The organism is Klebsiella sp. BIGb0132, from assembly GCF_024810075.1.
Lineage (GTDB): Bacteria > Pseudomonadota > Gammaproteobacteria > Enterobacterales > Enterobacteriaceae > Klebsiella > Klebsiella terrigena.
In genome coordinates, this window is sequence record NZ_JANUDW010000001.1 from 24358 (window position 1) to 50395 (window position 26038).

Sequence of the window (26038 nt, forward strand, 5' to 3'; positions counted from 1 at the left end):
ACAGGCCCATGCATATAATAATTAGCGCTAGCGTCATTTTTTAAAACCAGTGCAGGCGCGGGTCACCATTACGCCCGGAAAAATAAAAATAAATTTCAGGTATAAAAAACACAGGGAGAACCCCGGAAGAAGGTGTGAAATAAATAGCCAGAGTCAGAATAGAATCGTGCGGTCGCTGAGCTAAAACGCAACGCTACCTTTTAAGGTTAGCCAGCTCTGTGCAGAGATCAAGTCCCCCGGCGGCACATCCCCCGCTTTATCTGCGGGCACCCCGCCGACAGCGCCGCAGGGCGAGCTGAAATCGAGCAGGATTTTGCGCTCTCTTCCCTGCCGCTCGCTGGCGACGATAGCCTCCTGCCAGCGCCTAAAAGGCAGCACCTGCGCCGCGGGCATGGCGGTCTGCGGCAGCAGCTGCCAGATGTCGCTAAACGCCGCCCGCCACTCGCCGACGTTCAGCGGCGGCAGCGCCTCGCGCAGATGAAATTTACTCACTCGCGCGCCGTGGCGCGACTGCGTCAGCGGCGCGCCGGAAAGTAAGCCGTAGGAGATAAGCGTCGAGGATGCCGGCAGCATGGCCAGCAGCTCGCTGGAGGAGTCGCCGCCCACCGCATCAAACAGCAGATCGGTCTGCTGAAGCACCTGCCCAAGCATGCCGCGATCCGTCGCCATCAGCGGATAGATCCCCTGCTGCTCCAGCCGTTCACGATGCTGCGGCGAACGAATCACCCCGCATACCGAACGGGCGCCGATCCGCAGCGCCCACTGGCCCAGCAGGCTGGCGCAGGATGAGGCGGCGGCCGTAAGGACAATATTTTTACCCACCACCGGCCAGCGCCTGAGCATCAGCAGCGCGGTCAGGGGATTGATATAGCCCCGCGCGGCGAGCCTGTCATCAATCCCGTCCGGCACCGGCACCAGCCACTCGCCGGTGATATCCAGATAGCTCTGCCATGTCCCCTCGCCGCGCAGCGGCAGAACCCGCTGGCCGGGCACTGCGCCCGAGCCCGGCGATGCGGCAACCACCACGCCAACGCCTTCATAGCCGGCCACGGCGGGAAGCGTCGTGCGGTGGCGATAGGCGCCGGTGACGGGGATAAGATCGGAAGGGTTGAGCGGCGCATAGCGCATTTGCACGCGCACTTTCCCCGCCGCCAGCGTCGGCAGAGGCTGCGTGTGCAGGGCCAGCACGCGCTCCGGCGGCCCGTAGCGGTGGTAGCAGATGGCATGGTTGAGCATATTCAGCACGGCACGATAAAAGCAGGATGATAGCAGAGTTTGCTCAGCGGCTCCCTGCCATCCTTTTGCCCCTCAGCCCGGCCCGTCGCTGGCGGCGGCCAGCAGCGGTACGATAAGATCGCTCAGCGGCGTCGGGATAGCGTGCCGGCGAGCGCGTCGCTGCACCACGCCGTTGCGAATATCCCACTCCAGCGGCAGCCCGGCCTCGCGGTCGATAAGAATGGAGGTGCTCAGATCGGCGGGCGCGCGGTGAAAGACCTCAACGATCTCCTGCGGCACGCTGTCGCTCAGTTTTGCCCCCTCGGCGCGCGCGACGCTCAGGCACTCGCGCAAATAGGCTAAGGCCACGGCGGTAATATCCTCCCGGGCAAACATGCCGGCGCGACGCCCCGCCAGCACCATCAGGCCGGCGACGGCGTTCTGCAGCAGCTTGCGCCACGCAACGGTAGTGAAATCCTCGGCCAGATCTACGGCGCAGCGGGTCCCGCGCAGCGCGTCCTGCACCCGTCTGGCCTGCGCGGTGTCGGGTATCGTCAGCCTCGGGGCCGCGCGCAGCCAGACGGAGGCGGCGGCTTCCCGCAGCGCCGGGAACCACACCACCGCAGGCAGCACCGTGGCGCCCGCAACCCTGGCGGCAAACTGCTCCTGCTGCTCAACGCCGTTTTGCAGCACGCAAACCAGGGTATTTTTATCGCACAGCGCCGTCAGCCATGCGCTAATGTCGTCAATCTGCGTCGCCTTCACCGCCACGAAAACCAGATCGAACGGACGCGCTACGGTCGCGGGATCGGTCAGTACCGGACCGGGAACGGTAATCTGTCCGCCGTCAAAGCGCAGCGATAGCTGCGGATGAGCGGTGCGCCCGCACACCGTCGGCGTACGACCGACCTCGTGCAGCGCTGCCGCGATGGTGGTACCGATGGCGCCGGGGCCTATCAGCGCAACTGCAGGTTCTTTCGACATGACGATCGCCTCCTGTTGGGTCAGTTCCCGCCCTGACGGCGGGAAAGAAAACAAACAGTAGCGATAAATCATCGCTTTCAGCAAGCCCCACCGGCAGGAAAACGATTGTTGGCGGCCCGCGGTCGGTTTAGCGGCTGACGGTCAGGGCGACGCTGCCGCGATTGTTATCGTACATTTGCCAGGCATCGTTGGCATAAGCGTATAGATAGCCGCTTCTGGCCGGCGTAAAGCGGCATCCGCTGCCAATGACGAAGATCTGATGCAGCTGCTGAGGGACGGCGGGAGCGGCGCCGGCGCCGTTGGCGACCACGCCGATCAGCGCGAACCACGGGGCCGTGCCAACGCGCCTGCTCAGCCAAAAGTCGACGTCCTGATTTTTGGTCGCCCCCTTCCACAGCATCTCCAGTTTATCGGCGACGGAAGCCAGAATTTGCGCCGCCTCGCCGGGGTAAAACTTCCCGTCATCGGTGCCGTCGGCATCGCAGGGAATCGAGCTGTCCATCCATTTTCCCGCGGCGCTGAACCGGTACTCGACGCCCGCCTCCAGCCAAACCCCGGTTTCATTCCAGCGCTCACGAGAAAAGACGTCGAACGTTACCGGATGCTCTGGCGTCAGCGCCCTGAGGCGCCGGTAGCCGCCGTGGAGCAGCGACGGCTGGCTTTGACGCTGCAGGACGCTGTTATCAACGTCGGCGCTGCCCGCCACCATCTGCGGTACCCCGCGCGGGCAGGTGTGCAGCAGCTTAAACACCCCGGTCACCGAATCGTGCAGCAGCGCCTGGGGGTCGGGCTTGAGCTGGGTAGCGATATCCGGATGCAGCTCAAGGCCGAGATCGCGCGCTTCGGACATCATCCAGCGCAGGGGGATATCCGAAAGGCCGCACTGCGCGTAGCCGCCGCCAACGTCGGAGTGCACGCCCACGAACCAGCGCTGCTTCACCCGCGGGTTTGCCGCCACGTTATCCCACAGCGTCGGGATAAAGCTTTGCCGCTGCTCGTCCAGCGCCAGCGCGTGGCGGGCGTTTTTGACGATCGGGCTCAAGGAGGTATCGTGGAACGCGTACTTTTGCGGGTCGTCCAGCAGGTTGGCTAAGGCCAGGTCGTCAGGGATCCCCAGCGACCCCACCGTTTCCCAGACGCCAATAAAATAGACAGGCACGCTCTCTTTGCTGGGATTTCCCGTGGCGACCTCATAGAAAGGCCGCCCGACGCTGGCTATCACCGCCGGCGCGCTGGCCGCCGGCTGGCGGTAAAGGCTGAACAGCGCGTTGATGTCCTCCCAGACTTTATCGTCGCCGGTTCCGGCTCCGCCAGCATTTAATAAACCGCAGCGCGAGATCATTCCGCCAAGGCTTCTCACCGTATAGGCCCCGCGGCTAAAGCCAAATAACCATATTTTATCGCCGGGTCGATAGTTGGTGGCGAGCCAGTAATAGGCGCTAATAATATTTTTATCCAGACCGTCGCCTATGCCACCGCCAATATAACGATCGACAACCCCGCCGTCGGTGCCGACGCCGGGGTGATAATAGACGCGCTGGCCGCTATTTTCCGCCACGGCGTTGCGCAGTTTGACCACGTTCGTCGGCGCGGGTTTGCCATCATCAAGCTGTTGGGGGGTGTTCCAGGTACCGTCACAAAAGACCAGTAAGTTCATATGAACCTCATCGACAGGCCGCATTAAGAGAGGGGTGTTTGACAAATTAAAAATAGCAGACGTTTATCGAGCAGGGGCATCGGAAAAGAAGTAGATCGGAGGGAAGCGTTGCGCCATGCGGCGCCCGAAATTCGCGGCCGGGGTAAGCGGTCGAACCTCAGGCGCCGGGTCAGCGGCTAATAGCGCACGCAGACCGATTTGGTTTCACACCAGTCGTCCAGCCAGTCCGGGCCGAAGTCGCGCCCGGTACCGGACTGCTTCATGCCGCCAAACGGCAGGTTGGCATCGATAAGCGTATGGCTGTTGACCCATACCGTGCCCGCCTGCAGGCGCTCGGTGTAGCTCAGCGCCTGGCTCAAATCGCCGGTCCAGACGCTGGCCGTCAGGCCAAAGTCGCTGTCGTTGGCGAGACGCAGCGCCTCTTCGCCATCGGCAACGCGCACCAGGTTCACTACCGGGCCAAAGACCTCCTCTCTGCTGAGCCGCAGCCCGGCATCGGGGTTAATCACCAGCGTCGGCGCAATGTAGTAGCCCTTGCCGTCCGGCCCGCTGCTGCCGGTAATCAGCTCGGCGTTCTGCTGCCGCGCCTGATCGAGATAGGCGGCGACCTTGTCGCAGTGCGCCCGGGAAACGACCGGGTTAATGTGGGTTGATTCCTGCATGCCTGGGCCGACCTGCAGCGACTTCACCGCCTGCTCAAAGCCGCTCACCAGGGTATCGAACAGCGGCGCTTCGATATAGATCCGCGAGCTGGCGGCGCACACCTGCCCCTGATTGAGGAAGCTGCCGGTCATTAGCCCTTCAATGACCCACTCCGGGTTGGCGTCTTTCAGCACGATGGCCGGGTTTTTGCCGCCCAGCTCAAGGGTCACGCGGGTCAGCCGGTCGGCGGCCACGCGGGCAATCTGTTTGCCGGTCGCCGTCGAGCCGGTAAAGCTCACCTTTGCCACCTGCGGATGCGAGGTTAACGCCGCCCCGCACTCCGCGCCGCTGCCGGTGACCACGTTAAATACGCCGTCCGGCACGCCGGCTTCGCTCGCCAGCTCCGCCACGCGCAGCAGGGTCAGCGGCGTGGTCTCTGAGGGCTTAATCACGATGGAGCAGCCCGCCGCCAGCGCCGGCATCACCTTCCACATGCCGATCATCAGCGGGAAGTTCCACGGTACGATCCCCGCCACCACCCCGACCGGCTCCTTGCGGGTCCACGCCTGGTAACGCGCGCCCTGCGGGAACGGAATCGACACGTCCAGCGTGCGGCCGCTGATTTTGGTGGTCAGCCCGGCGGTGTAACGCATCCAGTTCAGCGTACAGCCGACTTCAAAGGCGCGGGAGATATTAATCGACTTGCCCTGCTCGAGGGTCTCCAGCTGCGCCAGCTCCTCGCCGTGCTGCTCAACCAGGTCGGCAAAGCGTAGCAGGATACGTTCGCGATCGGCCGGCGTGCGTCCGGCCCAGCTGCGGGAGACAAACGCGCGCCACGCCGACATCACGGCGCGGTCGACGTCCGCAGCGCCGGCGTCCGCCGTGCTGGCTATCGCCTCCCCGGTCGCCGGATTCCAGACGGTCAGCCGCTTTTCGCTCTGCGCCGCCTGCTGGGCGCCGTCGATATACACGCCATGCTGTCTGTCTAAAAACTGCTGTACGCTGGCAAGCAGCGCTACCTGTGCTGTGGACATATCGCTTCCTTATTCCTTACGGATCGTGAATTCAGTCTACGACGCGCTCAGGCTTCGCGCTTTTTTCTCTGTGACATTCGTTTTTGCCGCTGTGACAGCCGCCGCAATTAGGCATATTGCGCGGGCAAAAATGTGCCTCAGGTAATAGTTCTTTCATATACTCCGCGCTTCGCTCTTGTTTGGCGCAGCGTAAATGCAACAATGCGAAAACATTATTATTACAAGAGACGAGCTATGGCGGCGGCAGATAACGGACAGGACTACCAGCGCTGGTTGGCGAAAATCAATCAGGTCTGCGGAAACTTTGCCGCACGTCCGCTGGACAGCGATTTTCACGGGGAGATTGACGCCAGCTATGCCGGCAATCTCAAGGTCAGCACCGTCACCGCGCGCGGCGTCAACCTGTACCGCACCCGCAACGAAATCAGGCGCGATAACGATGCCTGGTTTTATACCGTATTCCAGCTCTCCGGCCAGGCGGCCATTGAGCAGGACGATCGTCAGGTGGTGCTGGAAGCCGGCGATATCACGCTGATCGATGCCTCCCGCCCCTGCTCTATCTTCTGGCAGCAAACCTCGCGCCAGGCGTCGCTGCTGCTGCCCCGCCAGCTGCTGGAGCAGCAGCTGCGCGGGAGCGAAATCAGCATCGCCACCCGCCTGGGCAAGTCCCTGCCGATGGTGCAGCTGAGCCAACGTCTGCTGCACGAAAGCATGAGCAGCCCGGCACTTTCGCAGAGCGAGAGCGAGGCCGCGCTGGAGGCCATCGTCTGCCTGCTGCGCCCGATGCTGCACCATCACGACGCCCAGCCGTCGCGTCGTGAGAAGCAGTTTCAGAAAATTATGGCTTTGATTGATGAGTCGATTCAGGCGGAACATCTGCGCCCGGAGTGGCTGGCCGGCGAAACGGGGATGTCAGTGCGCAGCCTCTACCGGCTGTTCGCCGATAAGGGGCTGGTGGTGGCCCAGTATATTAAGAACCGCCGTCTGGATCTGTGCGCGCGGGCGCTGAGCAACGCCCACGATGATGAAAAGCTGGCGGGGATCGGCTACAGCTGGGGCTTTAGCGACCACAGCCACTTCTCGACCGCCTTTAAGCAGCGCTTCGGCGTTTCACCGGGAGAGTACCGCAAGCGCTGTCGCTGATTACTTACGCAGCCATTTGCCGTTCAGGCCCTGGACGTATTCACCCGGCTGCGCCCGCGCCACCAGCTTCTGACCGGCCATTTTCGCCACCTCATCCACCGGCAGATTGTTATCATCCGCCAGCCGCTGATAGCCTTCGCTGCGCGCGGCGTTGATCTGCTTCACCAGATCCAGCGTTTCCCGGTCCTGGCGCAGCGGGGCCAGATAGCCGCTCTGCGTTTCGCCAACTCGCCCCTGCTCCCGCGCCTCGCCGAGCGTCAGGGCCATCGCCGGGGTGCTAAAGAGCGCCAGCGCCAGGCCGGCCGTTAACAGTCGTTTTCTCATCGCCACCTCAGAACAGATCGCTACGCGACTTGAGTAAATCCTCGACGTCCTTATCCACTTTGATATGAATCTCATGTTCAATTTTGACATTCATATTGATGGTGATCGGCTCCTTCGATGCCGCAATCTCAATCCTCGGCGTACAGCCCGTCAGCAGTATCGTCGTTGCCAGCAGCATCGTTAGCAGTTTTATCATCGTTGTTCCTTAGCGCCTGTCCCAACAGGCGTACAGTGTTGCTTATCCTTACAGCGCTGAGCGGGAAGCACCGCATTCTGTTCAAGCCATGCCTGCAGGTTGTCGCCGAAGCGCAGGCTGCGCCACAGGTCAAAAATATTCTCTTGATGAGAGTAGTTGAGATGCACCGTATTACTTCTCTCCCCGACGCGGCTGGTGCCGCTAATCGTCGCCTGCAGCGTCAGAACGCCGAGATTATCGAGATTAATGCGCGTCCACGAGCGGGCGATCTCCATATAGCGCAGCCAGTTGATCGCCGCACCCGCTGAAATATTATCCTTCACCATCGCATCGGCCATATCCGGGTCAAGGCGCAGGGTCATCGGACCGGGGTTACTCAACCAGCCGTCCTTGACTATCCATTTTTCGTTATCCAGCCACAGCGGCAGCGCGCCGTTAAACGCGCCGGACATGGCGAACTGTTTGATATTCACCGCGCTCACCAGCTCGCTGCTGGAGATGTGCCGCAGGCGCAGCAGCGCCGGGTCGTGCTGCGGCATGCGCAGCTGCTGCATGGTCAGCTGGCCGCCGAGAATATCGACGCTGACGTTGCTGAGCTGCAGCGGACTGCTTTCGCTCCAGGGATACGAGCCCTGCAGGTCGGCGGTGAGATTGCGCGCCGTCACCTGGTTAACTATCTCACCGATACGCAGCGAAACCGGCCGCCGGGTGCCGAGCTGCCAGGTCCCCTGGCTGAAACGAAACGGCAGCACAAAATCGACGCCGTTGATCTGATTATCCGGCATCCAGGCGCTCCCGCTTTTCAGCACCCCGTGCCCGCCGGCCTCAAAGCCCTGATCGGCGGCGGCGGAGAAGGCCACCTGGGCGTACAGCGCCCCTTCGCGCAGGTTCATTTTCCACTCCGGCGGCAGCAGCGGCTGGAAGACGGTCAACGACTGCTTCGGCCACCACGCCTGGCCGCGCAGGCGCTCGCCGTCCCAGCGGCCGGTCAGCCGCACGGGGCCGATTTTATCGGCGTGCAGCGACCCGTTAAACTGGAACCAGGTCGGGTCGCGCCCGTCGAGGCTAAATTTCAGCGTGGAGGGCGGCAACTCGCTGCCGCTGCTAAAGCTGGTTTTGCCGGCATCCAGCGACAGCGCGCCGGTCAGCTTCGGATGCTGTTCGTCGCGCAGCCAGCGAATCGGCTGTTCCAGCGTCAGCCGCGGGGTGCTGACCAGCATGGTGCCGTACTGCAGCTTATCGAAGCCGGTCGACAGGCTGTTCAGGACGATGGCGCTGTCCACCCACTCTCCCGCGCCCTTCACGTCCCAACGCGCCTGCATCGGCGTGAAGTGTCCCTCTCCCCAGTAGCGCCACTGCCAGCGGCCGCGGTCGGGCATAAAGTTGTCGGCCTTGCCGTCAAGATGCAGGACGAAGTCGCCCATCTCCTGCTCGTGGGCGCGCAGAATCGCCTGCAGCCGGCCGTCGACGCCCTGCTGGGTGACCTTGACCCCCGCCAGCGGCAGGCGTATTTCATCGATATTGAGGGAGTCAATCACCCGCCCGCGCGAGCGCAGCAGCGCGCCGGGATGAAAAGTCAGCTCCGGGGTGGTCAGCGGACCGCTCAGCCTGGCCGGCAGCGCGGCGTAGACGATAAGATCCCCAAGCTTCGCCTCGCCGGTGAGCCGCAGCGGCATATCGCTGCTATCCATGCTCAGCTTACCGGGCCCGACGTTCAGAACCGCGTTGCCTTTTCCGGCCTCCCCCTGGGTCAGCACGTTCAGGCGTCCGCTGACCTGCATATTCTCGGTTCCCTCCTGCCAGTCGTCTACCGACAGCGCCACGCGGCCGCTCAGCGGATAGCCGGCATATTCGGTGCTCCAGCGACCGTCGCTGATCGCAATGCGTTCGGGGGTAATTTCCCACGGCAGGTCGAGCATCGGCTGCACCTCACCCCGCGGCGTCACCAGCAGCTGCCCGCGGTTTTTCTGCCACTCCAGCTCGGCGTCAACCAGCCCCGGCTCCTGCGGAAATTCGAAGGTGCTCAGCAGATGGCCGTCAACCGGGAAACCGTCCGGCACCAGCGGCATATGGAACTCACCGACCAGCCTGACCGGCGCCTGGCCTTCAACCAGCCGCGCGGAGAAGTCGCTGACGGTCAGCGCCTGGCCGCGCAGGCGAGCCTGCACGGTGACCTCCGGCCCGCTGTAGCCGATATCCTGCTGCGTCGGCGTGAGCGACATCACCAGCCGCCCCTGCCATCTTTCCCACGGCGACAGGCGCAGATTCTCGATGGTCAGCCAGCTATAGGGCAGCATCGACTGCCACTCCGCCAGGGTGCGCGGCGCGCCGGGGGCGGGTTCACTCTCCGGGAGTTTGCTCAGGCAGACGCTGTTGATATCCAGCTCATCGAGATGCAGACGCCAGCGGCTGGGGTGGGAAAGCTGGGCGTTAGTGACCCTTGCCAGCTCGCAGTCGCCAACCATATAGCGTAAATCGGGGATACGCAGCGCGGTGCGCGTCAGGCGCGGGCTGTCGGTTAGCGAGATCCGGGTCCCCTCCGGGAGCCAGATCCCGGCAAGCGTCGGCACCCAGTGGGTTAGCGTCGACAGCAGCGCCAGCGGGAGCAAAAGGAGTGCTAACACCAGCGCGATAGCGGCTTTATATTTACCCTTCATGGGCGCTTAATATCCTGAATCAACAAAAGTATATGCCGAATGTAGCGCGTATTGTGGCACGTTCGACCAGTGAGTTAAAGTTTGCGTCCTGCCTAAGAATAGCCGCTGCGCCGCCATCGTTGCGGCGATTTTTGACCCACCGCTGATTTAGCCTTCATTTAGCCAACCCCTGTCACACTGGCTAATCATCATCAGAGCAGGCCGGAGGGGAAGCGTGGCGTTTATCTACTCGCTGATTGAGTCGGCGCAGAACCACTATGCGCTGCTGTTGCTGCTGGTGTTCCTGCTGACGTTCAGTAAATCCTGTGCGATCGTCTCGCTGCTGGTGCCCGGCACCTCAGGTCTGCTGCTGCTCGGTACCTTCGCCTCCGCCAGCCTCGGACATTTCTTGCTAATGTGGCTCAGCGCCGGGCTTGGGGCAATCGGCGGATTCTGGCTCTCCTGGCGGGTGGGACGCCGCTATCAACACCATCTTCACCGCCTGCGCTGGCTTAGCGCCGAGCGCCTCTCTCGCAGCCGGCTGTTTTTACGCCGCCACGGGGCCTGGGCGGTATTTTTCAGCCGCTTTCTCTCTCCGCTGCGCGCCACCCTGCCGCTCGCCAGCGGGGCCAGCGGCGCCTCTTTCTGGAGCTTTCAGCTCGCCAACGTCAGCTCCGGTCTGCTGTGGCCGCTGATTCTGCTGGCGCCAGGCGCCTTCAGCTTCAGCCTGTGGTAAAAACACATTATGTTTTAAAGCGATACCTCCGCGCAGAGATATACTCTAGAATTATGATTATAACCTGTTATTTAAACTAATTTTTAAGAATTGTATGATTATTTTAAATATGCTACCGTGACGGTATAATCACTGGAGAAAAGTCTTATGAAAATCGCTGTTTATAGTACAAAGCAGTACGATAAAAAGTACCTTCAGCATGTTAATGATACATATGGCTTTGAACTCGAGTTCTTCGATTTCCTGTTAACCGAAAAAACCGCCAAAACGGCCAACGGCTGCGAGGCGGTGTGCATTTTCGTTAACGACGACGGCAGCCGCCCGGTGCTGGAAGAGCTGAAGTCGCACGGCGTGAAGTACATCGCCCTGCGCTGCGCCGGCTTTAATAACGTCGATCTGGACGCGGCCAAAGAGCTGGGTCTGCGGGTGGTGCGCGTGCCGGCCTATTCACCGGAAGCCGTCGCCGAGCACGCCGTCGGCATGATGATGTCGCTGAACCGACGCATTCACCGCGCCTATCAGCGCACCCGCGATGCCAACTTCTCCCTTGAAGGCCTAACCGGCTTCACCATGCACGGTAAAACCGCGGGCGTTATCGGTACCGGGAAAATCGGCGTGGCAACCCTGCGGATCCTCAAAGGCTTCGGCATGCGCCTGCTGGCGTTCGATCCTTACCCAAGCGCCGCCGCGCTGGATCTCGGCGTCGAGTACGTTGACCTGCCGACGCTGTACGCGCAGTCGGACGTGATCTCATTGCACTGTCCGCTGACCGACGAGAACTATCATCTGCTGAACCATGCGGCGTTCGATCAGATGAAGGATGGCGTGATGGTGATCAACACCAGCCGCGGCGCCCTGATTGATTCACAGGCGGCAATCGACGCCCTGAAGCACCAGAAAATCGGCGCGCTGGGGATGGACGTCTATGAGAACGAGCGCGATCTGTTCTTCGAAGATAAATCCAACGACGTGATTCAGGATGACGTGTTCCGCCGCCTGTCGGCCTGCCATAACGTGCTGTTCACCGGGCATCAGGCGTTCCTCACCGCCGAGGCGTTAATCAGTATTTCGCAAACCACCCTCGATAACCTGCGCCAGGTTGACGCCGGTGAAGCGTGCGCCAACGCGCTGGTCTGATATCCTTCCCCTTTTGTGCCCTCCCCCCGCGGGGGGGCACATTCAGATAAGCCCCACAGAATTTGCCTGCAGTACAGTTACACTCCGCTTACCTAAAAGATGTGAAATATTTCTGGAGAAAAAATGAATAAGTTTGCTGCACTGCTGGCGGCAGGAATGCTGCTTTCCGGCTGCGTATATAACAGCAAGGTGTCCACCAGCGCGGAGCAGCTTCAGCACCATCGGTTTGTCCTGACCAGCGTCAACGGTCAGCCGCTCAAGGAGGGCGCGAAACCGCTGGAACTGAGCTTTGGCGAGAAGACGTTCGTCTCAGGCAATATGTGCAACCGCTTTAGCGGCGAAGGCAAGGTGTCGGACGGCGAGCTGAAGGTCAAAGAGCTGGCGATGACCCGGATGCTGTGCGCTGACCCGCAGCTTAACGAGCTGGATGCCACGCTCGGCAAAATGCTGCGCGACGGGGCGCAGGTCGATTTAACCGAAAATCAGCTGACGCTGGCGACCGCCGATCGCACGCTGGTGTATAAGCTCGCCGATCTGGTTAACTGATCCCCCCGTCCGGCTGGCGCCCAACGGTGCCTCAACGCAGCGGGCACGAGGGTAGCTCACGGCGCTCGCAGAGGCAGGAGTGCTGCTTAGTAGTTACCGCAGCTGCCGCCGGCCAGAGCCTGCTCGCTGCAGCGCTTGCCGTTAGGCAGTGCGCACATCCCTATCGCCGAGCCGTCCAGCTGACGCGCCACCGACAGCGAGCCGCCGATCATCGCGCAGTTTGCCTGCCCGGTGCTGCTCATCGCAGCGCGCATGCCCGGTGATACGTGGGCCGCCGTCGCCTGCTGAACGGGTTCACTACTGCAGGCCGACAGTAATAACGCGGCACACCCAACTAAAAACGCAGCTCGCATCGTCTCTCCCCTCGGAAACATCTTAAAATAAACAAACCCAAGAATAATAGGCAGCCCGGCGCCCGACGTCGAGAGGCGAAACCGCTATTTATGCGCTCCATTAACATTTTCTAGCAAATTTCCCGCCGAACAGCCGATTCCCGGCAAGATATCCCCTCACTCCTCCGCAGATGAATAACCTCAGCGGCTCCCGGCGGATAAAATTGTTGTGTGATCGATCATATTTTAAAACATGCCGGTTGACTTAAGCGGCGGCTGAAAATAGCTTACCGACCTATGATATCGTTTTCATAAAAATTCTATGGCCACCATAAAAGACGTAGCAGAAAAAGCCGGGCTTTCCGTCACCACGGTCTCCCGCTTCCTGAATAATCATCCCTATATCTCTGATGATAAAAAAGAGAAGATTCTGGCGGCGATGAAGGCGCTTGATTACGAGCCAAGCACCGTTGCCCAGCAGATGCGCGGCGTCAAAACGTACCGTATTGGGGTGCTTATCTCGCGCATTACCAACCCCTTCTTCGCAAGCCTGGTCGATGCCCTGGAAGTCACCGCGCGCAAAAATGGCTACTCGGTGCTGATTGTGCAAAACCACGACAGCGCCGGAGAGGAGAAGAACTGCCTCGACCTGCTGAAGAAAAAAATCATCGATGGCCTGATTTTGTGCGCGGTAGAGAGTAATAAGAACGTGCTGGAGAAGTACCAGCAATACGGTCCGATCCTGCTGTGTAATACCAGCCTCGAGGCCACCAGCCTGCCGGTGGTCAAAGTTGACGATCGCCGGGCGACCTATAACACCGTGACCTACTTGCTCAGCAAAGGCTATAAAAATATCGCCTATTCTACCGGCGGCACCTTCGAGCAGAAAGGCCACGGCAGCCGCAGAAACCAGGGCTATATCGACGCCATGCAGGCCGGAAAGCGGGATATCAATCCCGCGCTGATTTTCCGCCAGATGCATACCTATAAAGACGGGCAAGGCCTCGCCGCCAAAATGCTGCAGATGGCCGCCAGCGAGCGCCCGGACGCGATTTTTGCCGGCAGCGATGAGGTCGCCTGCGGCCTGATTGCCGGCCTCACCGCCGGCGGCGTTAACGTACCGGCAGATCTTGCGGTGGTGGGCTTCGATAATTTGCCGGTGGCGGAGATGATCAACGTCCCTCTCACCACCGTCAGCCAGCCGATTGAGCAGCTGGGCAGAATTTCCGTTGAACGCCTGCTGGCGCTCATCAGCGGCACCCGCTATCAGTACGACGAGCAGGATCTGCACTCTGAATTGATTATCAGAGCGTCCGCTTAATTTTTTTATTTCAATATGGTATCGATATCATATCAAGGAGAAGTGATGAACACACCCCAGCAGCGCGCATGGTGGAAGGAATCCGTCGTCTATCAGATTTACCCGAAGAGCTTTTATGACAGCAACAACGACGGGACCGGCGATATTCGCGGCATCATTGCGAAACTCCCCTATCTCAAGGCCCTGGGGATTAGCCTTATTTGGGTGTCACCTTTTTATCGGTCGCCGATGGCGGATAACGGCTATGACATCGCCGATTACTTCGCGGTGAATCCTGATTTTGGCGATATGCAGGACGTGGACGACCTGATAGCGCAGGCCGGAGAGATGGGGATAAAGGTGATGATCGATCTGGTGGTCAATCATACCAGCGACGAGCACCGCTGGTTCCGCCAGGCGCTGGCGAACCCGGACTCCCGCTACCGCGATTACTACATTTTTAAACCGGCGGTTAACGGTGCGGCCCCCAACAACTGGCGCTCTATTTTCGGCGGCAGCGTGTGGGAAAAAGTGCCCGGCGAAGAGACTTACTATCTCCACGTGTTTCATAAAAAACAGCCCGACCTGAACTGGGAAAACCCGGCGCTGCGCGAAGAAATTTACGCAATGATTAACTGGTGGCTGGCAAAAGGGATCGCCGGGTTCCGCATCGACGCCATTACCTTTATCAAAAAGGATCAGGACTTCAGCCCGCTGCCGCCAGACGGTATCGACGGCCTGGCCTCCGTCAAAAGCAAGGCCCGCAACCGGCCGGGGATTGAGCTTTTCCTCAACGAACTAAAGCAAAAGACCTTTAACAAATTCAGCTGCGTGACCGTCGGTGAAGCCCCCGGCGTTCCGCTGGAAGAGTATGAGCGCTTTATCGGTCCGGAAGGCTATTTCGACATGATATTTGACTTCCACGCCGCCGATATCGACGTTGAAAATGGTTCAGAGTGGTTCCGGGAATGCGACTGGAGCGTCAAGGCGTTCAGGGAAACCCTGTTTGCCAGCCAGCTGGCCTTCGCCCGGGCGGGATGGGGCACCACTTTTATTGAGAATCACGACCAGCCTCGCGCCCTGTCGAAACTGGTGCGCGACGCTGACTATCAGAACGAGATCGGCGCCACGGCCCTCGCGGCCATGTACTTTTTCATGCGCGGCACGCCGTTTATCTATCAGGGACAGGAGCTGGGGATGAAGAACTTCTGCCGCAGCGAGATCAGCGAATTTAACGATATCTCAAGCCTCGATAACTACTACCGTTCGCTGGCAGAAGGCTTTAGCGCCGAGGAGGCCATGGGCTTTGTTAACCGCCGCTCAAGAGATAATTCGCGCACGCCGTTCCCGTGGTCCGACGGCGTCAACGCGGGCTTTAACATCGGCGCTACGCCGTGGCTGGCGCTGTCCACTGACGATACCTCGCTGAACGCGCAGAGCCAGCTGGCGCAAGCCGACTCGGTATTCTCTTTCTACAGAAAGATGATTGCCCTGAGAAATATCGACTTCCCTGAAACGCTGATTTACGGCACCTTCACCCCGCTGGAGGAGGCAGCCGGGAACGTTATCGCCTATGCAAGAAGCTCGGCAACCGAGCGCCTTATTTCCATCACCAACCTCAGCGCCAAAGAGCATCCGTTTACCCTGCCTGACGGGGAAATCGTGCTCAGTAATTACAGCAACGTGACTTCTACCCTCAAACCCTACCAAACCATTCTCATTAAGGGATGCGTTAAAAATGAACAAATATAAAAATATCGCGGTTGATATTGTTAATACGATTGGCAAGGACAACATTGCATCGGCCACCCATTGCGCGACGCGTTTGCGCTTACAGGTGAAGGATCGCGGAGCCATTGATGACGAAAAAATTCGCCAGATTGGCGAAGTGAAAGGCGTATTTTATAATTCAGGTCAGTATCAGATCATTCTCGGCACCGGTATCGTCAATAAGGTTTACCAGGCCTTTGTGGAAGAGTTCCAGGTGGCCGAAGTCAGCAAAGACGAGATGAGCCGGCAGAGCACGGGCAGGCTGCAGCGGGGCATCAGAAACCTCTCTGACGTGTTCGTGCCGATCGTTCCGGTGCTCGGCGCCACCGGCCTGTTTCTCGGCCTAAAGGGGGTCATTTTTAACGATACGGTGCTGGGCTGGTTTGGCAGCAACGTGCAGGATATCCCGGTTTACCTGCAGACGTTAACCACCGTCCTTTGCGATACCGCCTTTGCTTTCCTCGCGGCGTTTATCTGCTGGTCGGCATTTAAAAAGTTTGGCGGCACGCCGATTATCGGCTTTTTAATTGGCCTGATGCTGGTTTCACCGGCGCTGCCCAACGCTTACGATGTGGCATATGGCAACGCCGCGCCAATATATATATTTAGCTTTATTCCGCTGGTCGGCTATCAGGGTTCGATCCTCACCGCGCTTATTACCGGTATTATCGGCGCGAAGCTCGAGATCTATTTCCGCAGAGTCATGCCGAACTCGATGGACCTTATTTTCACGCCCTTTATCGTCATCCTGATTGCGATCGCCATTGCCCTGCTGGTATTAGGCCCGCTGGTGCACGGATTCGAACATTATGCGGTGATGGCGATTGGGCAGTTCCTCGCCCTGCCGGCTGGAATTGGCGGCCTGCTGATCGGTTTTATTTATCCCATCGCCGTGATGACCGGGATGCACCATATGTTCATCATGATTGAAACGTCGCTGATTGCCGGCACCGGCTTTAATCCGCTGATTACGGTCTGCGCGATGTACGGTTTTGCCAACGCCGCCGTGTGTCTGGCCATTTCGCTGAAATCAAAGAACGTGGCCTTTAAGACCGCCGGCATCTCCGCCACTATAACGCAGCTGCTGGGGGTCTCAGAGCCGGCCCTGTTCGGGATTGTGATGCAGTCGGGGATCCGCGCCATTGTCGTGATGCTCACCAGCTCCGCGCTGGGCGGCATGGTGCTCTCGCTGATGGCGATCAAGGCTAACTCTTACGGCCTGGCGGTGCTGCTCTCTCCGCTGATGTACCTCTACGACCGCTACCAGTTTATTAGCTATATCACCGTCGGCATCGCGGTATTTATTTTTGCCTTTATTGCCACGACTCTTTTTGTTAATACCAATAAACCCGTGGCCAAAAAATGATAACCCGCAGCTAGCCGCCACCTGACGGCTTAATCACCGCAACATAATTTTTGCTGGCACACACTTCCGTGCTGCAGGCTTGCCTATGCCCGCAGCGCGGGAATTCTCTGCACAGGGATTAATAATGAAAGCCTATACCCTCACGCTTTGCGCGCTGGCGCTGCCGTTATCGGCGCACGCCGCCGATATTACGCTTAATGCCATCAACGCCCGTCTGGAAAAACTTGAAGCTGAATTAAAACAATCAAAAATAGATTTACGCTCCGCCGAACAAAAAATTGATAATGCGGAAAAGAGAGCCGCCGCCGCCGAGAATAACGCCAGCCAGGCCCGGCAGCGCCTGCTGGCCGTTGAGCAAAAAACGGATCGCGATATTGCTTCAATAAAAAAACAGCCGCTTAGCCAGGACCCAGCTGAAATTAAAATCGGCGGCTATGCCCGCACCGGGATCCTCACCGGAAAGCAAGGGGCTACCAGCACCGTCGGCCCTTCCCTGACGCCTGCCGGAAGTACCGGCGGCAGCGTCGGCCGTCTCGGCAATGAATCAGACACCTACGTCACCGCCGATATTAACTATCTGCGTCGCTATGATAATAACGCTAAGCTGCGTTATTACATGAAAATTGCCGAATGGGATAAAACCTATAATACCGACAGCGCCTTTAATGGCCAGATGAACCTGCGTCAGGCGTTTGCCGAAATGAGCGACCTTCCGGCCTTTTCCGGGGCGTTCAGGCACGCAACCCTGTGGGCAGGCAAGCGCGAGGATCGCGATAACTTCGATATTCACTGGCTCGACTCCGACATGATGAATTTAATCGGTACCGGCGCCGGTATTTATGACGTTAACCTGGCCGGCGACGTCAAAACCAATCTGGCGATTTACGGGCGTAACTTTAATGATATTGATGCCATGGAGAACGTTGAATATAACAACATGACCGGGGCCGCCAATACCTATATTCAGAACTATACCCTGTCGCTCAATAATAAATTAGGCCCGTGGCAGTGGATGGTTAACGGCCTCTACTCTAAGGATAACGATAAGCGTATTAATGACGGCCTGGCGACGGATAAAGCGGCGTCTAAAGGCTTCAACACCATGCTGGCCTATCATGGCGACACTTTCTATGGGCTCCGGCCCGGACTGTCCAAAACGGTGCTGCTGTATGGCCAGGCGCTGGGAGCGGAAGTGCGCGGCCCGGGGTCGGACGGCTATCTGATCGATAACGCCTGGACCGTTAAATTCGCCTCCTACGGCATCACCTCCCTGACCGACCGGCTTAGCCTGGCGCCGCTTATCGTTGCCCAGAGCAGCAATAGCCGCTACCTGGACGGCGACCGCTACGACTGGGTCACCCTCAACGGCAGGGTTATCCAGGAGCTCAATCAGAACTTTGCCCTGCAGTACGAGGCCAGCTACCAGTATATGGATATCGACCCGAAAGGCTTTAACGGCAACCGGCCCGCCCGCGGGAGCTACTACAAGCTGACCTTTGCTCCGACCTTTAAAATGCACAACGTGACCGACTTTTTCGAGCGCCCGGAAATTCGCTTCTTCGCCACCTGGATGAACTGGGACAAAGCCCTGGATAGCTACTCCACCACTGACACCTTTGGCAGCGCGGGCTACCACAGCGGAGGCACGCTGATCTTCGGCGCCCAGCTCGAGACCTGGTTTTAAACGGCGTCAGCGCCCCCGGCGCGGGGCTTAGCCGCCAGCGAGCCCGGCGCGCTCAGACTAATGTCATAGTAATCAGCAAGATAGCAGACACTGGTTCTCCTCGCCCAGCCCGTCGGCGGGGAGAGCCTCATGGATCAATTTGTGCACTCGAAAGCCGCATAACTTCAAGGGCATACTGAAAGCCCCTATACTCACTCCATATAATTACAGGATCCGCCGCCGTTTTGCGGGTCCCTTCTTTTTTGTTTGCGCAATGTTAGGGTCTCTTTTTATGATTACTATCGACGGTAATGGCGCGGCCGCTTCTGTCGCGTTTCGCACCAGTGAAGTTATCGCCATCTACCCCATTACCCCCAGCTCAACGATGGCCGAGCAGGCGGATGCCTGGGCGGGTAATGGGCTAAAAAATATCTGGGGCGACGTGCCTCGGGTGGTCGAAATGCAGTCGGAAGCCGGGGCTATCGGCGCCGTGCACGGGGCGTTGCAAACCGGGGCCCTTTCGACCTCCTTCACCTCCTCGCAGGGCCTGCTGCTGATGATCCCGACGCTGTACAAACTGGCCGGTCAGCTGATGCCGTTTGTCCTGCACGTCGCCGCACGTACCGTCGCGACCCACGCGCTCTCTATTTTCGGCGATCACTCCGACGTGATGGCCGTGCGCCAGACCGGCTGCGCGATGCTCTGCGCCAGCAACGTCCAGGAGGCGCAGGATTTCGCCCTGATTTCGCACATTGCGACCCTCAAAAGCCGGGTGCCGTTTATCCATTTCTTTGACGGCTTCCGCACCTCGCACGAAATCAACAAAATTGCGCCGCTGGCGGATGACACCCTCCGCAGCCTGCTGCCGCAGGCTGAGATCGACGCGCATCGCCTGCGCGCGCTGAATCCCGAACATCCGACAATCCGCGGAACCTCGGCTAACCCGGACACCTATTTCCAGTCCCGTGAAGCCACTAATCCGTGGTACGACGCGGTCTACGACCATGTTGAAACGGCGATGGACGATTTCGCCGCCGCCACCGGCCGTCGCTATAAACCGTTCGAATTCTACGGCCATCCGCAGGCCGAACGGGTGATTGTGGTGATGGGTTCCGCCATCGGCACCTGCGAAGAGGTGGTGGATGAGCTGCTCAGCCGCGGCGAGAAGGTCGGCGTGTTGAAAGTGCGGCTCTATCGCCCCTTCTCCGCCGCTCACCTGCTGGAAGCGCTGCCGGAAAGCGCGCGCGCCGTCGCCGTGCTGGACCGCACCAAAGAGCCCGGCGCCCACGCGGAGCCGCTGTACCTCGACATCATGACCGCGCTGGCGGAGGCGTTTAACCGCGGTGAACGCGAAACGCTGCCGCGCACCATCGGCGGCCGCTACGGCCTGTCGTCAAAAGAGTTCGGCCCGGAGTGCGTGCTGGCAGTGTTTAACGAGCTGAACACGGCGAAACCGAAGCCCCGCTTTACCGTCGGTATCTATGACGACGTCACCAACCTCTCTCTGCCGCTGGGGGAAAACACCCTGCCGTCGGAGGCGAAGCTGGAGGCGCTGTTCTACGGACTGGGCAGCGACGGCAGCGTGTCGGCGACCAAGAACAACATCAAAATTATCGGCAACTCGACGCCGTGGTTCTCGCAGGGCTACTTCGTCTACGATTCGAAAAAGGCCGGCGGACTCACCGTTTCGCACCTGCGCGTCAGCGAGAAGCCGATTCGCTCCTCCTATCTTATCTCGCAGGCCGATTTCGTCGGCTGCCATCAGCTGCAGTTTATCGACAAATATCAGATGGTGGAGCGGCTGAAGCCCGGCGGGATTTTCCTGCTGAATACGCCGTATGCCGCCGATGAGGCGTGGTCGCGTCTGCCGCAGGAAGTGCAGGCGATGCTCAACCAGAGGCAGGCGCGCTTTTATATCGTCAACGCCGCCAAAATTGCCCGCGAATGCAGCCTCGGCGCGCGTATCAATACCGTGATGCAGATGGCGTTCTTCCATCTGACGCAAATTCTTCCGGGCGACAGCGCGCTGGCCGAGCTCCAGGGCGCGATTGCCAAAAGCTACAGCAGTAAAGGCAAGGAGCTGGTTGAGCGTAACTGGCAGGCGCTGGCGCTGGCCCGCGAGTCGCTGGCCGAAGTGCCGCTGCAGCCGGTCAACGCCGCCAGCCCTAACCGCCCACCGGTGGTCTCCGATGCCGCGCCGGACTTTGTCAAAACCGTTACCGCCGCCATGCTGGCCGGCCTCGGCGATGCGCTGCCGGTCTCCGCCCTGCCGCCGGACGGCACCTGGCCGATGGGCACCACCCGCTGGGAAAAACGCAATATCGCCGAAGAGATCCCTATCTGGAAAGAGGCGCTGTGCACCCAGTGTAACCACTGCGTCGCGGCCTGCCCGCACTCGGCGATCCGCGCCAAGGTTATCTCTCCTGAAGCGATGGAAGCGGCCCCGGCCAGCCTGCATTCGCTGGACGTAAAATCCCGCGATATGCGCGGCCAAAAATACGTTCTGCAGGTGGCGCCGGAAGATTGCACCGGCTGTAATCTGTGCGTGGAGGTTTGCCCGGCCAAAGACCGGCAGAACCCGGAGATCAAGGCCATCAATATGATGTCGCGCCTTGAGCACGTTGAGGAGGAGAAGGTCAACTACGACTTCTTCCTCAGCCTGCCGGAGATCGACCGCAGCGCGCTGGAGCGCATTGATATTCGTACCTCTCAGTTGATAAGCCCGCTGTTTGAGTACTCCGGCGCCTGCTCCGGCTGCGGCGAAACGCCGTACATCAAGCTGCTGACCCAGCTCTACGGCGACCGGATGCTGATCGCCAACGCCACCGGCTGCTCGTCGATTTACGGCGGTAACCTGCCGTCAACGCCGTATACCACCGACGCCAACGGGCGCGGCCCGGCGTGGGCCAACTCGCTGTTTGAAGATAACGCTGAATTTGGCCTCGGCTTCCGCCTCTCCGTGGACCAGCACCGTCAGCGCGTGATGCGCCTGCTGGGGCAGTTTGCCGACGCGATACCGGCGGAGCTCAACGATGCTCTGCACGCCGAGGCCACCCCGGACGTCCGCCGCGAGCAGGTGGCAGAGCTGCGCCGCGCGCTGGTCGGCGTTGAGGGCGCCCAGGAGCTGCTGACCGACGCCGACGCGCTGGTGGAAAAATCCATCTGGCTGATCGGCGGCGACGGCTGGGCCTACGATATCGGCTTCGGCGGCCTCGACCACGTGCTGAGCCTGACCGAAAACGTCAATATCCTGGTGCTCGACACCCAGTGCTACTCCAACACCGGCGGCCAGGCCTCGAAGGCCACGCCGCTCGGGGCGGTCACTAAATTTGGCGAGCACGGCAAGCGTAAATCGCGCAAAGACCTCGGCGTCAGCATGATGATGTACGGTCACGTCTACGTGGCGCAGATTTCGCTGGGCGCCCAGCTAAATCAGACGGTGAAAGCGATTCAGGAAGCGGAGGCTTATCCGGGACCGTCGCTGATTATCGCCTACAGCCCGTGCGAAGAGCACGGCTACGATCTGGCGCTGAGCCACGATCAGATGCGTCAGCTGACCGCCACCGGGTTCTGGCCGCTCTACCGCTTCGACCCGCGCCGGGCGGATGAAGGTAAGCTCCCGCTGGCGCTGGACTCTCGCCCGCCGTCGGACGCGCTGGCGGACACGTTGCTCAACGAGCAGCGCTTCCGTCGCCTCAACGCCCAGCAGCCGGAGGTGGCGGAGCAGCTATGGAAGGATGCCGCAGCCGATCTGCAAAAACGCTATGAGTTCCTTGCGCAGATGGCCGGTAAAGCGGAGAAGCCCACCGTCGGAAGCTAATTTGTAGCGCACCTGAGCGTTGCCATAAAAAAAGCCCGAATAGATATTCGGGCTTGTCATTTTACCGTTTAAATAGCCCGTAAGAGGACAGCGAGCTGCGGCAGCAAAAATGCGGCTGACAATAAATAAAGGCATATAACGCGCGAATAATACCCCATTAATTTTCCGCCGTATAATTTTTATTTTATATGTGTTTTTTTGATATATTCACCAAAGCTATTGCCGTAACAACGGTATTATTTATTTTAGATTTTACTTATATCGTAACAATTGATACTTACCCGGATTTAACAGCCTTCATTTAGCATGAGTTTACTTCCTCGCAGGAAGTCAAAACAAAAACATTAAAGGAATATCTAAATGAAAAGAAAAGTACTGGCCCTCGTTATTCCGGCATTATTAGCTGCTGGCGCTGCTCACTCCGCCGAAATTTATAACAAAGACGGCAATAAGTTAGACCTCTACGGTAAAGTAGATGGTTTACATTATTTCTCCGATGATACTAACTCTGATGGCGATATGAGCTATATCCGCCTCGGCTTTAAAGGCGAAACTCAGATTAACGATCTGCTGACCGGCTACGGCCAGTGGGAATATAACGTTCAGGCCAATAATAGCGAATCCGATACCAATAACGCCTGGACCCGTCTGGCATTCGCCGGTCTGAAATTCGGCGACTACGGTTCGTTCGACTATGGCCGCAACTACGGCGTACTGTACGACATTGAAGGCTGGACCGACATGCTGCCGGAGTTCGGCGGCGACGCCTGGTCGAAGGCCGACAACTTTATGACCAACCGCGCTAACGGCGTGGCAACCTATCGCAATAGCGACTTCTTCGGTCTGGTGAACGGCCTGAACTTCGCGCTGCAGTATCAGGGCGCGAACGAAAACCAGGTGTCAAACGAGCAGCAAGGCACCGGCAACGGCGGCGACCGCTCGGTTAAAAACGCCAACGGCGACGGTTTCGGTATCTCTTCGACCTACGATCTGGGCATGGGCGTCAGCTTCGGCGCGGCGTACTCCAGCTCCGATCGTACCAACGAGCAGACTCACCGCTCGACCGCCGGCGGCGATAAGGCCGACGCCTGGACCACCGGCCTGAAATATGACGCCAACAATATCTACCTGGCCACCATGTACTCTGAAACCCGCAACATGACCCCTTACGGCAACCAGAGCGGCACAATCGCCAACAAGACGCAGAACGTTGAAGTCACCGCTCAGTACCAGTTCGACTTTGGCCTGCGCCCGGCGGTCTCTTTCCTGATGTCGAAAGGGAAAGACCTGAACAACACCGACGGCGACAAGGATCTGGTGAAATATGCTGATATCGGCGCGACCTATTACTTTAACCGCAATATGTCCACCTACGTTGATTACAAAATCAACCTGCTGGACGAAGACGATAGCTTCTATGCAAACAACGGCATCGGCACCGATGACGTCGTGGCGCTAGGCCTGGTTTACCAGTTCTGATGCCGTGGCCCGCTGGCGACAGCGGGCCTGCGCTCCTCCTTCTGCCGACATTTTAACCAAATCAAAACAATATACCTGTTGCGTTAAAATAGTCGTCCAGTGGATGATATATTGCTTAAAAGACCGCTCGTAAAGGACGCCAGCAATGCATCATCATCCCGTAAAATCATCACGAATTAGCTCCGTCGCCTACGACGAAGCCTCCGGCATCCTTGAAATACGCTTTCGTGACAATAAAACGCTACAGTACTGCGACGTTCCACCGCGGGTGTTTCACAACTTTCTGCAGGTCGTTTCAAAAGGTCGTTTTTATGACGGGGTTATCAAAGGTAAATTTACCGAACGTGCCGCGGTCTGAAGCCAAAGTGTGACCCTGGTCATTGTACATATTGCCCCTGAATGTCGTACACTTTTAAAGGTTAATTAAACAGGAGGTTTTATGACCAGAATAATTCTTGTACCCATAGATATTTCTGATACAGAATTAACTCAACGCGTTATCAGCCACGTTGAAGCCGAAGCACGGATTGATGATGCCGAAGTCCACTTTCTGACCGTGATCCCCTCTCTTCCCTATTATGCCTCGCTAGGCATGGCCTATACCGCCGAGATGCCGCCGATGGATGAGTTCAAGGCGGATTCCGAAACCCGACTGAAAGAGGTGGTGAAGCAGTTTGCCATCCCTGAAGACCGGGTGCATTTCCATATTGCCGAAGGTTCGCCGAAGGACAATATTCTGGGACTGGCGAAGTCGCTGCCGGCAGATTTAGTCATCATCGCCTCGCACCGCCCGGATATCACGACCTACCTGCTTGGCTCTAACGCCGCGGCCGTCGTGCGTCACGCTGAGTGCTCCGTACTGGTTGTCCGCTAACCTCTCCAGCCCGCCGCCGGTGCGGGCTTTTTATCTTAATCCTTCGCCGCTTAAACTCTCTTAAATGTGCTGACATCCCCGGCGCGAATCCGTACCATACACGCCACAGACTGATACTCATCGACGTCAGACGCCATAAGTTGCCGCCGTCAGCAACGCTGCTGGCAGAATGCGTGCGCCACACTACGAACTGAGCCATTATTAAATGCTGCAGAATCAAGATATTAGTAAGAAAGAAAAGTACAACACCGACAAGTTGCAGAAGCGCCTGCGCCGCAACGTCGGCGAAGCCATTGCCGATTTCAATATGATTGAAGACGGCGACCGGATTATGGTTTGCCTTTCCGGCGGGAAGGACAGCTACACCATGCTGGAAATCCTGCGCAGCTTACAAAAAAGCGCCCCCATCTCTTTCTCTCTGATCGCGGTAAACCTCGACCAGAAGCAGCCCGGCTTCCCTGAGCACATTCTGCCTGAGTACCTGCAGCAGCTCGGCGTCGAGTATAAGATTGTCGAAGAGAACACCTACGGGATCGTCAAAGAGAAGATCCCTGAGGGCAAAACCACCTGTTCGCTCTGTTCGCGCCTGCGTCGCGGGATCCTCTATCGCACGGCCACCGAACTCGGCGCGACTAAAATCGCCCTCGGCCACCACCGCGACGACATCCTGCAGACGCTGTTCCTCAATATGTTCTACGGCGGCAAGATGAAAGGCATGCCGCCGAAGCTGATGAGCGACGACGGTAAGCATATCGTTATCCGCCCGCTGGCCTACTGCCGTGAAAAGGATATCGAGCGCTTCTCGCAGGCGAAGGGTTTCCCAATTATCCCATGCAACCTCTGCGGCTCTCAGCCTAACCTGCAGCGTCAGGTGATCGGCGACATGCTGCGCGACTGGGATAAACGCTATCCGGGGCGTATCGAAACCATGTTCAGCGCCATGCAGAACGTCGTGCCGTCGCACCTTAGCGACGTCAGCCTGTTTGACTTTAAAGGAATTACCCACGGTTCTGACGTGGTTGACGGCGGCGACCTCGCGTTCGATCGCGAAGAGATCCCGCTTCAGCCTGCCGGCTGGCAGCCGGAAGAGGATGATGCCCAGCTGGACGAGCTGCGGCTGAACGTGGTGGAAGTGAAGTAAACCGCCAACAGGCGTCTCAGCGCGGTGGCTGAGACGCTCTTGC

Annotated in this window: 20 protein-coding genes and 1 pseudogene; 13 read left to right on the forward strand and 8 right to left on the reverse strand. The window is 58.8% G+C overall.

Annotated elements, in window-relative coordinates; translation table 11 throughout:
• Window positions 1–291: 291 nt before the first annotated feature.
• The 4 genes and pseudogenes from M2416_RS00110 to M2416_RS00125 all read right to left on the reverse strand — a co-directional run.
• Window positions 292–1236: pseudogene (locus M2416_RS00110) on the reverse strand (zinc-dependent alcohol dehydrogenase family protein); the annotation flags it as partial.
• Between the two features lie 72 nt (window positions 1237–1308).
• The gene (locus M2416_RS00115) at window positions 1309–2199 is read right to left on the reverse strand and encodes an oxidoreductase (protein WP_076945443.1); all 891 of its coding nucleotides are present in this window, start codon (window positions 2197–2199) and stop codon (window positions 1309–1311) included.
• 127 nt (window positions 2200–2326) lie between these two features.
• Window positions 2327–3856 (reverse strand): DUF2235 domain-containing protein, encoded by a 1530-nt coding sequence (locus M2416_RS00120; protein ID WP_259221410.1) that lies wholly within the window; start codon window positions 3854–3856, stop codon window positions 2327–2329.
• 176 nt (window positions 3857–4032) lie between these two features.
• A complete protein-coding gene (locus M2416_RS00125; RefSeq protein ID WP_076945441.1) occupies window positions 4033–5532 on the reverse strand; it encodes an aldehyde dehydrogenase family protein in 1500 nt (499 codons plus the stop codon).
• A 234-nt stretch (window positions 5533–5766) separates the two neighbouring features.
• On the opposite strand from M2416_RS00125, the gene feaR reads away from it, so the two are divergent.
• Window positions 5767–6675 (forward strand): transcriptional regulator FeaR, encoded by a 909-nt coding sequence (gene feaR / locus M2416_RS00130; protein ID WP_041145257.1) that lies wholly within the window; start codon window positions 5767–5769, stop codon window positions 6673–6675.
• Here the strand turns inward: feaR and M2416_RS00135 are convergent, their stop codons facing one another.
• From M2416_RS00135 to M2416_RS00145, 3 genes are read right to left on the reverse strand one after another with little or no spacing between them, the layout of a single operon-like run.
• A complete protein-coding gene (locus M2416_RS00135; protein ID WP_259221414.1) occupies window positions 6676–6999 on the reverse strand; it encodes a YdbL family probable chaperone protein in 324 nt (107 codons plus the stop codon).
• A gap of 7 nt (window positions 7000–7006) precedes the next feature.
• Window positions 7007–7177: a YnbE family lipoprotein gene (locus M2416_RS00140; RefSeq protein ID WP_370461201.1), complete on the reverse strand. Its 171-nt coding sequence runs from the start codon at window positions 7175–7177 to the stop codon at window positions 7007–7009.
• Between the two features lie 14 nt (window positions 7178–7191).
• Window positions 7192–9852 carry a YdbH family protein gene (locus tag M2416_RS00145; protein ID WP_259221416.1) on the reverse strand — a complete coding sequence of 887 codons (2661 nt, stop codon included), beginning with the start codon at window positions 9850–9852 and terminating at the stop codon, window positions 7192–7194.
• A gap of 214 nt (window positions 9853–10066) precedes the next feature.
• Here M2416_RS00145 and M2416_RS00150 point away from each other — a divergent pair, with 214 nt between their 5' ends.
• From M2416_RS00150 to hslJ, 3 genes are all read left to right on the forward strand, one after another.
• Entirely contained in the window at window positions 10067–10567 is a 501-nt protein-coding gene (locus M2416_RS00150) for a DedA family protein (protein WP_076945439.1), read from the forward strand.
• Window positions 10568–10714: 147 nt separating this feature from the next.
• Window positions 10715–11704 (forward strand): 2-hydroxyacid dehydrogenase, encoded by a 990-nt coding sequence (locus M2416_RS00155; protein ID WP_076945438.1) that lies wholly within the window; start codon window positions 10715–10717, stop codon window positions 11702–11704.
• A gap of 123 nt (window positions 11705–11827) precedes the next feature.
• A complete protein-coding gene (gene hslJ, locus M2416_RS00160) occupies window positions 11828–12250 on the forward strand; it encodes a heat shock protein HslJ (protein WP_041145254.1) in 423 nt (140 codons plus the stop codon).
• A gap of 86 nt (window positions 12251–12336) precedes the next feature.
• On the opposite strand, the gene M2416_RS00165 is transcribed toward hslJ, so the two are convergent.
• The gene (locus M2416_RS00165) at window positions 12337–12603 is read right to left on the reverse strand and encodes a putative hemolysin (RefSeq protein WP_041145253.1); all 267 of its coding nucleotides are present in this window, start codon (window positions 12601–12603) and stop codon (window positions 12337–12339) included.
• Between the two features lie 301 nt (window positions 12604–12904).
• Between M2416_RS00165 and M2416_RS00170 the strand changes: the two genes are divergently transcribed.
• From M2416_RS00170 to ttcA, 9 genes are all read left to right on the forward strand, one after another.
• A complete protein-coding gene (locus M2416_RS00170; protein ID WP_259221440.1) occupies window positions 12905–13903 on the forward strand; it encodes a LacI family DNA-binding transcriptional regulator in 999 nt (332 codons plus the stop codon).
• Window positions 13904–13948: 45 nt separating this feature from the next.
• Complete coding sequence (locus tag M2416_RS00175; RefSeq protein WP_259221443.1) at window positions 13949–15634, forward strand: glycoside hydrolase family 13 protein; 1686 nt, start codon at window positions 13949–13951, stop codon at window positions 15632–15634.
• On the forward strand, window positions 15621–17018 hold the full coding sequence (locus M2416_RS00180; RefSeq protein WP_259221447.1) for a PTS transporter subunit EIIC: 1398 nt from the start codon (window positions 15621–15623) through the stop codon (window positions 17016–17018). Before M2416_RS00175 ends, M2416_RS00180 begins: the two co-directional genes overlap by 14 nt.
• A gap of 124 nt (window positions 17019–17142) precedes the next feature.
• Entirely contained in the window at window positions 17143–18702 is a 1560-nt protein-coding gene (locus M2416_RS00185) for a carbohydrate porin (protein WP_259221448.1), read from the forward strand.
• Window positions 18703–18973: 271 nt separating this feature from the next.
• Window positions 18974–22501 (forward strand): pyruvate:ferredoxin (flavodoxin) oxidoreductase, encoded by a 3528-nt coding sequence (gene nifJ / locus M2416_RS00190; protein WP_259221451.1) that lies wholly within the window; start codon window positions 18974–18976, stop codon window positions 22499–22501.
• A 360-nt stretch (window positions 22502–22861) separates the two neighbouring features.
• Entirely contained in the window at window positions 22862–23980 is a 1119-nt protein-coding gene (ompC, locus tag M2416_RS00195) for a porin OmpC (protein ID WP_259221454.1), read from the forward strand.
• 145 nt (window positions 23981–24125) lie between these two features.
• A complete protein-coding gene (locus tag M2416_RS00200; protein ID WP_041145246.1) occupies window positions 24126–24338 on the forward strand; it encodes a KTSC domain-containing protein in 213 nt (70 codons plus the stop codon).
• A gap of 81 nt (window positions 24339–24419) precedes the next feature.
• Window positions 24420–24854, forward strand: coding sequence for a universal stress protein UspF (gene uspF / locus M2416_RS00205; RefSeq protein WP_045855116.1), 435 nt, complete (start codon window positions 24420–24422; stop codon window positions 24852–24854).
• A 205-nt stretch (window positions 24855–25059) separates the two neighbouring features.
• Complete coding sequence (gene ttcA / locus M2416_RS00210) at window positions 25060–25995, forward strand: tRNA 2-thiocytidine(32) synthetase TtcA (RefSeq protein WP_259221460.1); 936 nt, start codon at window positions 25060–25062, stop codon at window positions 25993–25995.
• The last annotated feature ends 43 nt before the right edge of the window (window positions 25996–26038 follow it).

Coding starts and splice junctions, on each gene's coding strand:
- M2416_RS00115 (WP_076945443.1), bottom strand. CDS start 2,199: ATGTCGAAAGAACCTGCAGTTGCGCTGATAGGCCCCGGCGCCATCGGT.
- M2416_RS00120 (WP_259221410.1), bottom strand. CDS start 3,856: ATGAACTTACTGGTCTTTTGTGACGGTACCTGGAACACCCCCCAACAG.
- M2416_RS00125 (WP_076945441.1), bottom strand. CDS start 5,532: ATGTCCACAGCACAGGTAGCGCTGCTTGCCAGCGTACAGCAGTTTTTA.
- feaR (WP_041145257.1), top strand. CDS start 5,767: ATGGCGGCGGCAGATAACGGACAGGACTACCAGCGCTGGTTGGCGAAA.
- M2416_RS00135 (WP_259221414.1), bottom strand. CDS start 6,999: ATGAGAAAACGACTGTTAACGGCCGGCCTGGCGCTGGCGCTCTTTAGC.
- M2416_RS00140 (WP_370461201.1), bottom strand. CDS start 7,177: ATGCTGCTGGCAACGACGATACTGCTGACGGGCTGTACGCCGAGGATT.
- M2416_RS00145 (WP_259221416.1), bottom strand. CDS start 9,852: ATGAAGGGTAAATATAAAGCCGCTATCGCGCTGGTGTTAGCACTCCTT.
- M2416_RS00155 (WP_076945438.1), top strand. CDS start 10,715: ATGAAAATCGCTGTTTATAGTACAAAGCAGTACGATAAAAAGTACCTT.
- hslJ (WP_041145254.1), top strand. CDS start 11,828: ATGAATAAGTTTGCTGCACTGCTGGCGGCAGGAATGCTGCTTTCCGGC.
- M2416_RS00165 (WP_041145253.1), bottom strand. CDS start 12,603: ATGCGAGCTGCGTTTTTAGTTGGGTGTGCCGCGTTATTACTGTCGGCC.
- M2416_RS00170 (WP_259221440.1), top strand. CDS start 12,905: ATGGCCACCATAAAAGACGTAGCAGAAAAAGCCGGGCTTTCCGTCACC.
- M2416_RS00175 (WP_259221443.1), top strand. CDS start 13,949: ATGAACACACCCCAGCAGCGCGCATGGTGGAAGGAATCCGTCGTCTAT.
- M2416_RS00180 (WP_259221447.1), top strand. CDS start 15,621: ATGAACAAATATAAAAATATCGCGGTTGATATTGTTAATACGATTGGC.
- M2416_RS00185 (WP_259221448.1), top strand. CDS start 17,143: ATGAAAGCCTATACCCTCACGCTTTGCGCGCTGGCGCTGCCGTTATCG.
- nifJ (WP_259221451.1), top strand. CDS start 18,974: ATGATTACTATCGACGGTAATGGCGCGGCCGCTTCTGTCGCGTTTCGC.
- ompC (WP_259221454.1), top strand. CDS start 22,862: ATGAAAAGAAAAGTACTGGCCCTCGTTATTCCGGCATTATTAGCTGCT.
- M2416_RS00200 (WP_041145246.1), top strand. CDS start 24,126: ATGCATCATCATCCCGTAAAATCATCACGAATTAGCTCCGTCGCCTAC.
- uspF (WP_045855116.1), top strand. CDS start 24,420: ATGACCAGAATAATTCTTGTACCCATAGATATTTCTGATACAGAATTA.
- ttcA (WP_259221460.1), top strand. CDS start 25,060: ATGCTGCAGAATCAAGATATTAGTAAGAAAGAAAAGTACAACACCGAC.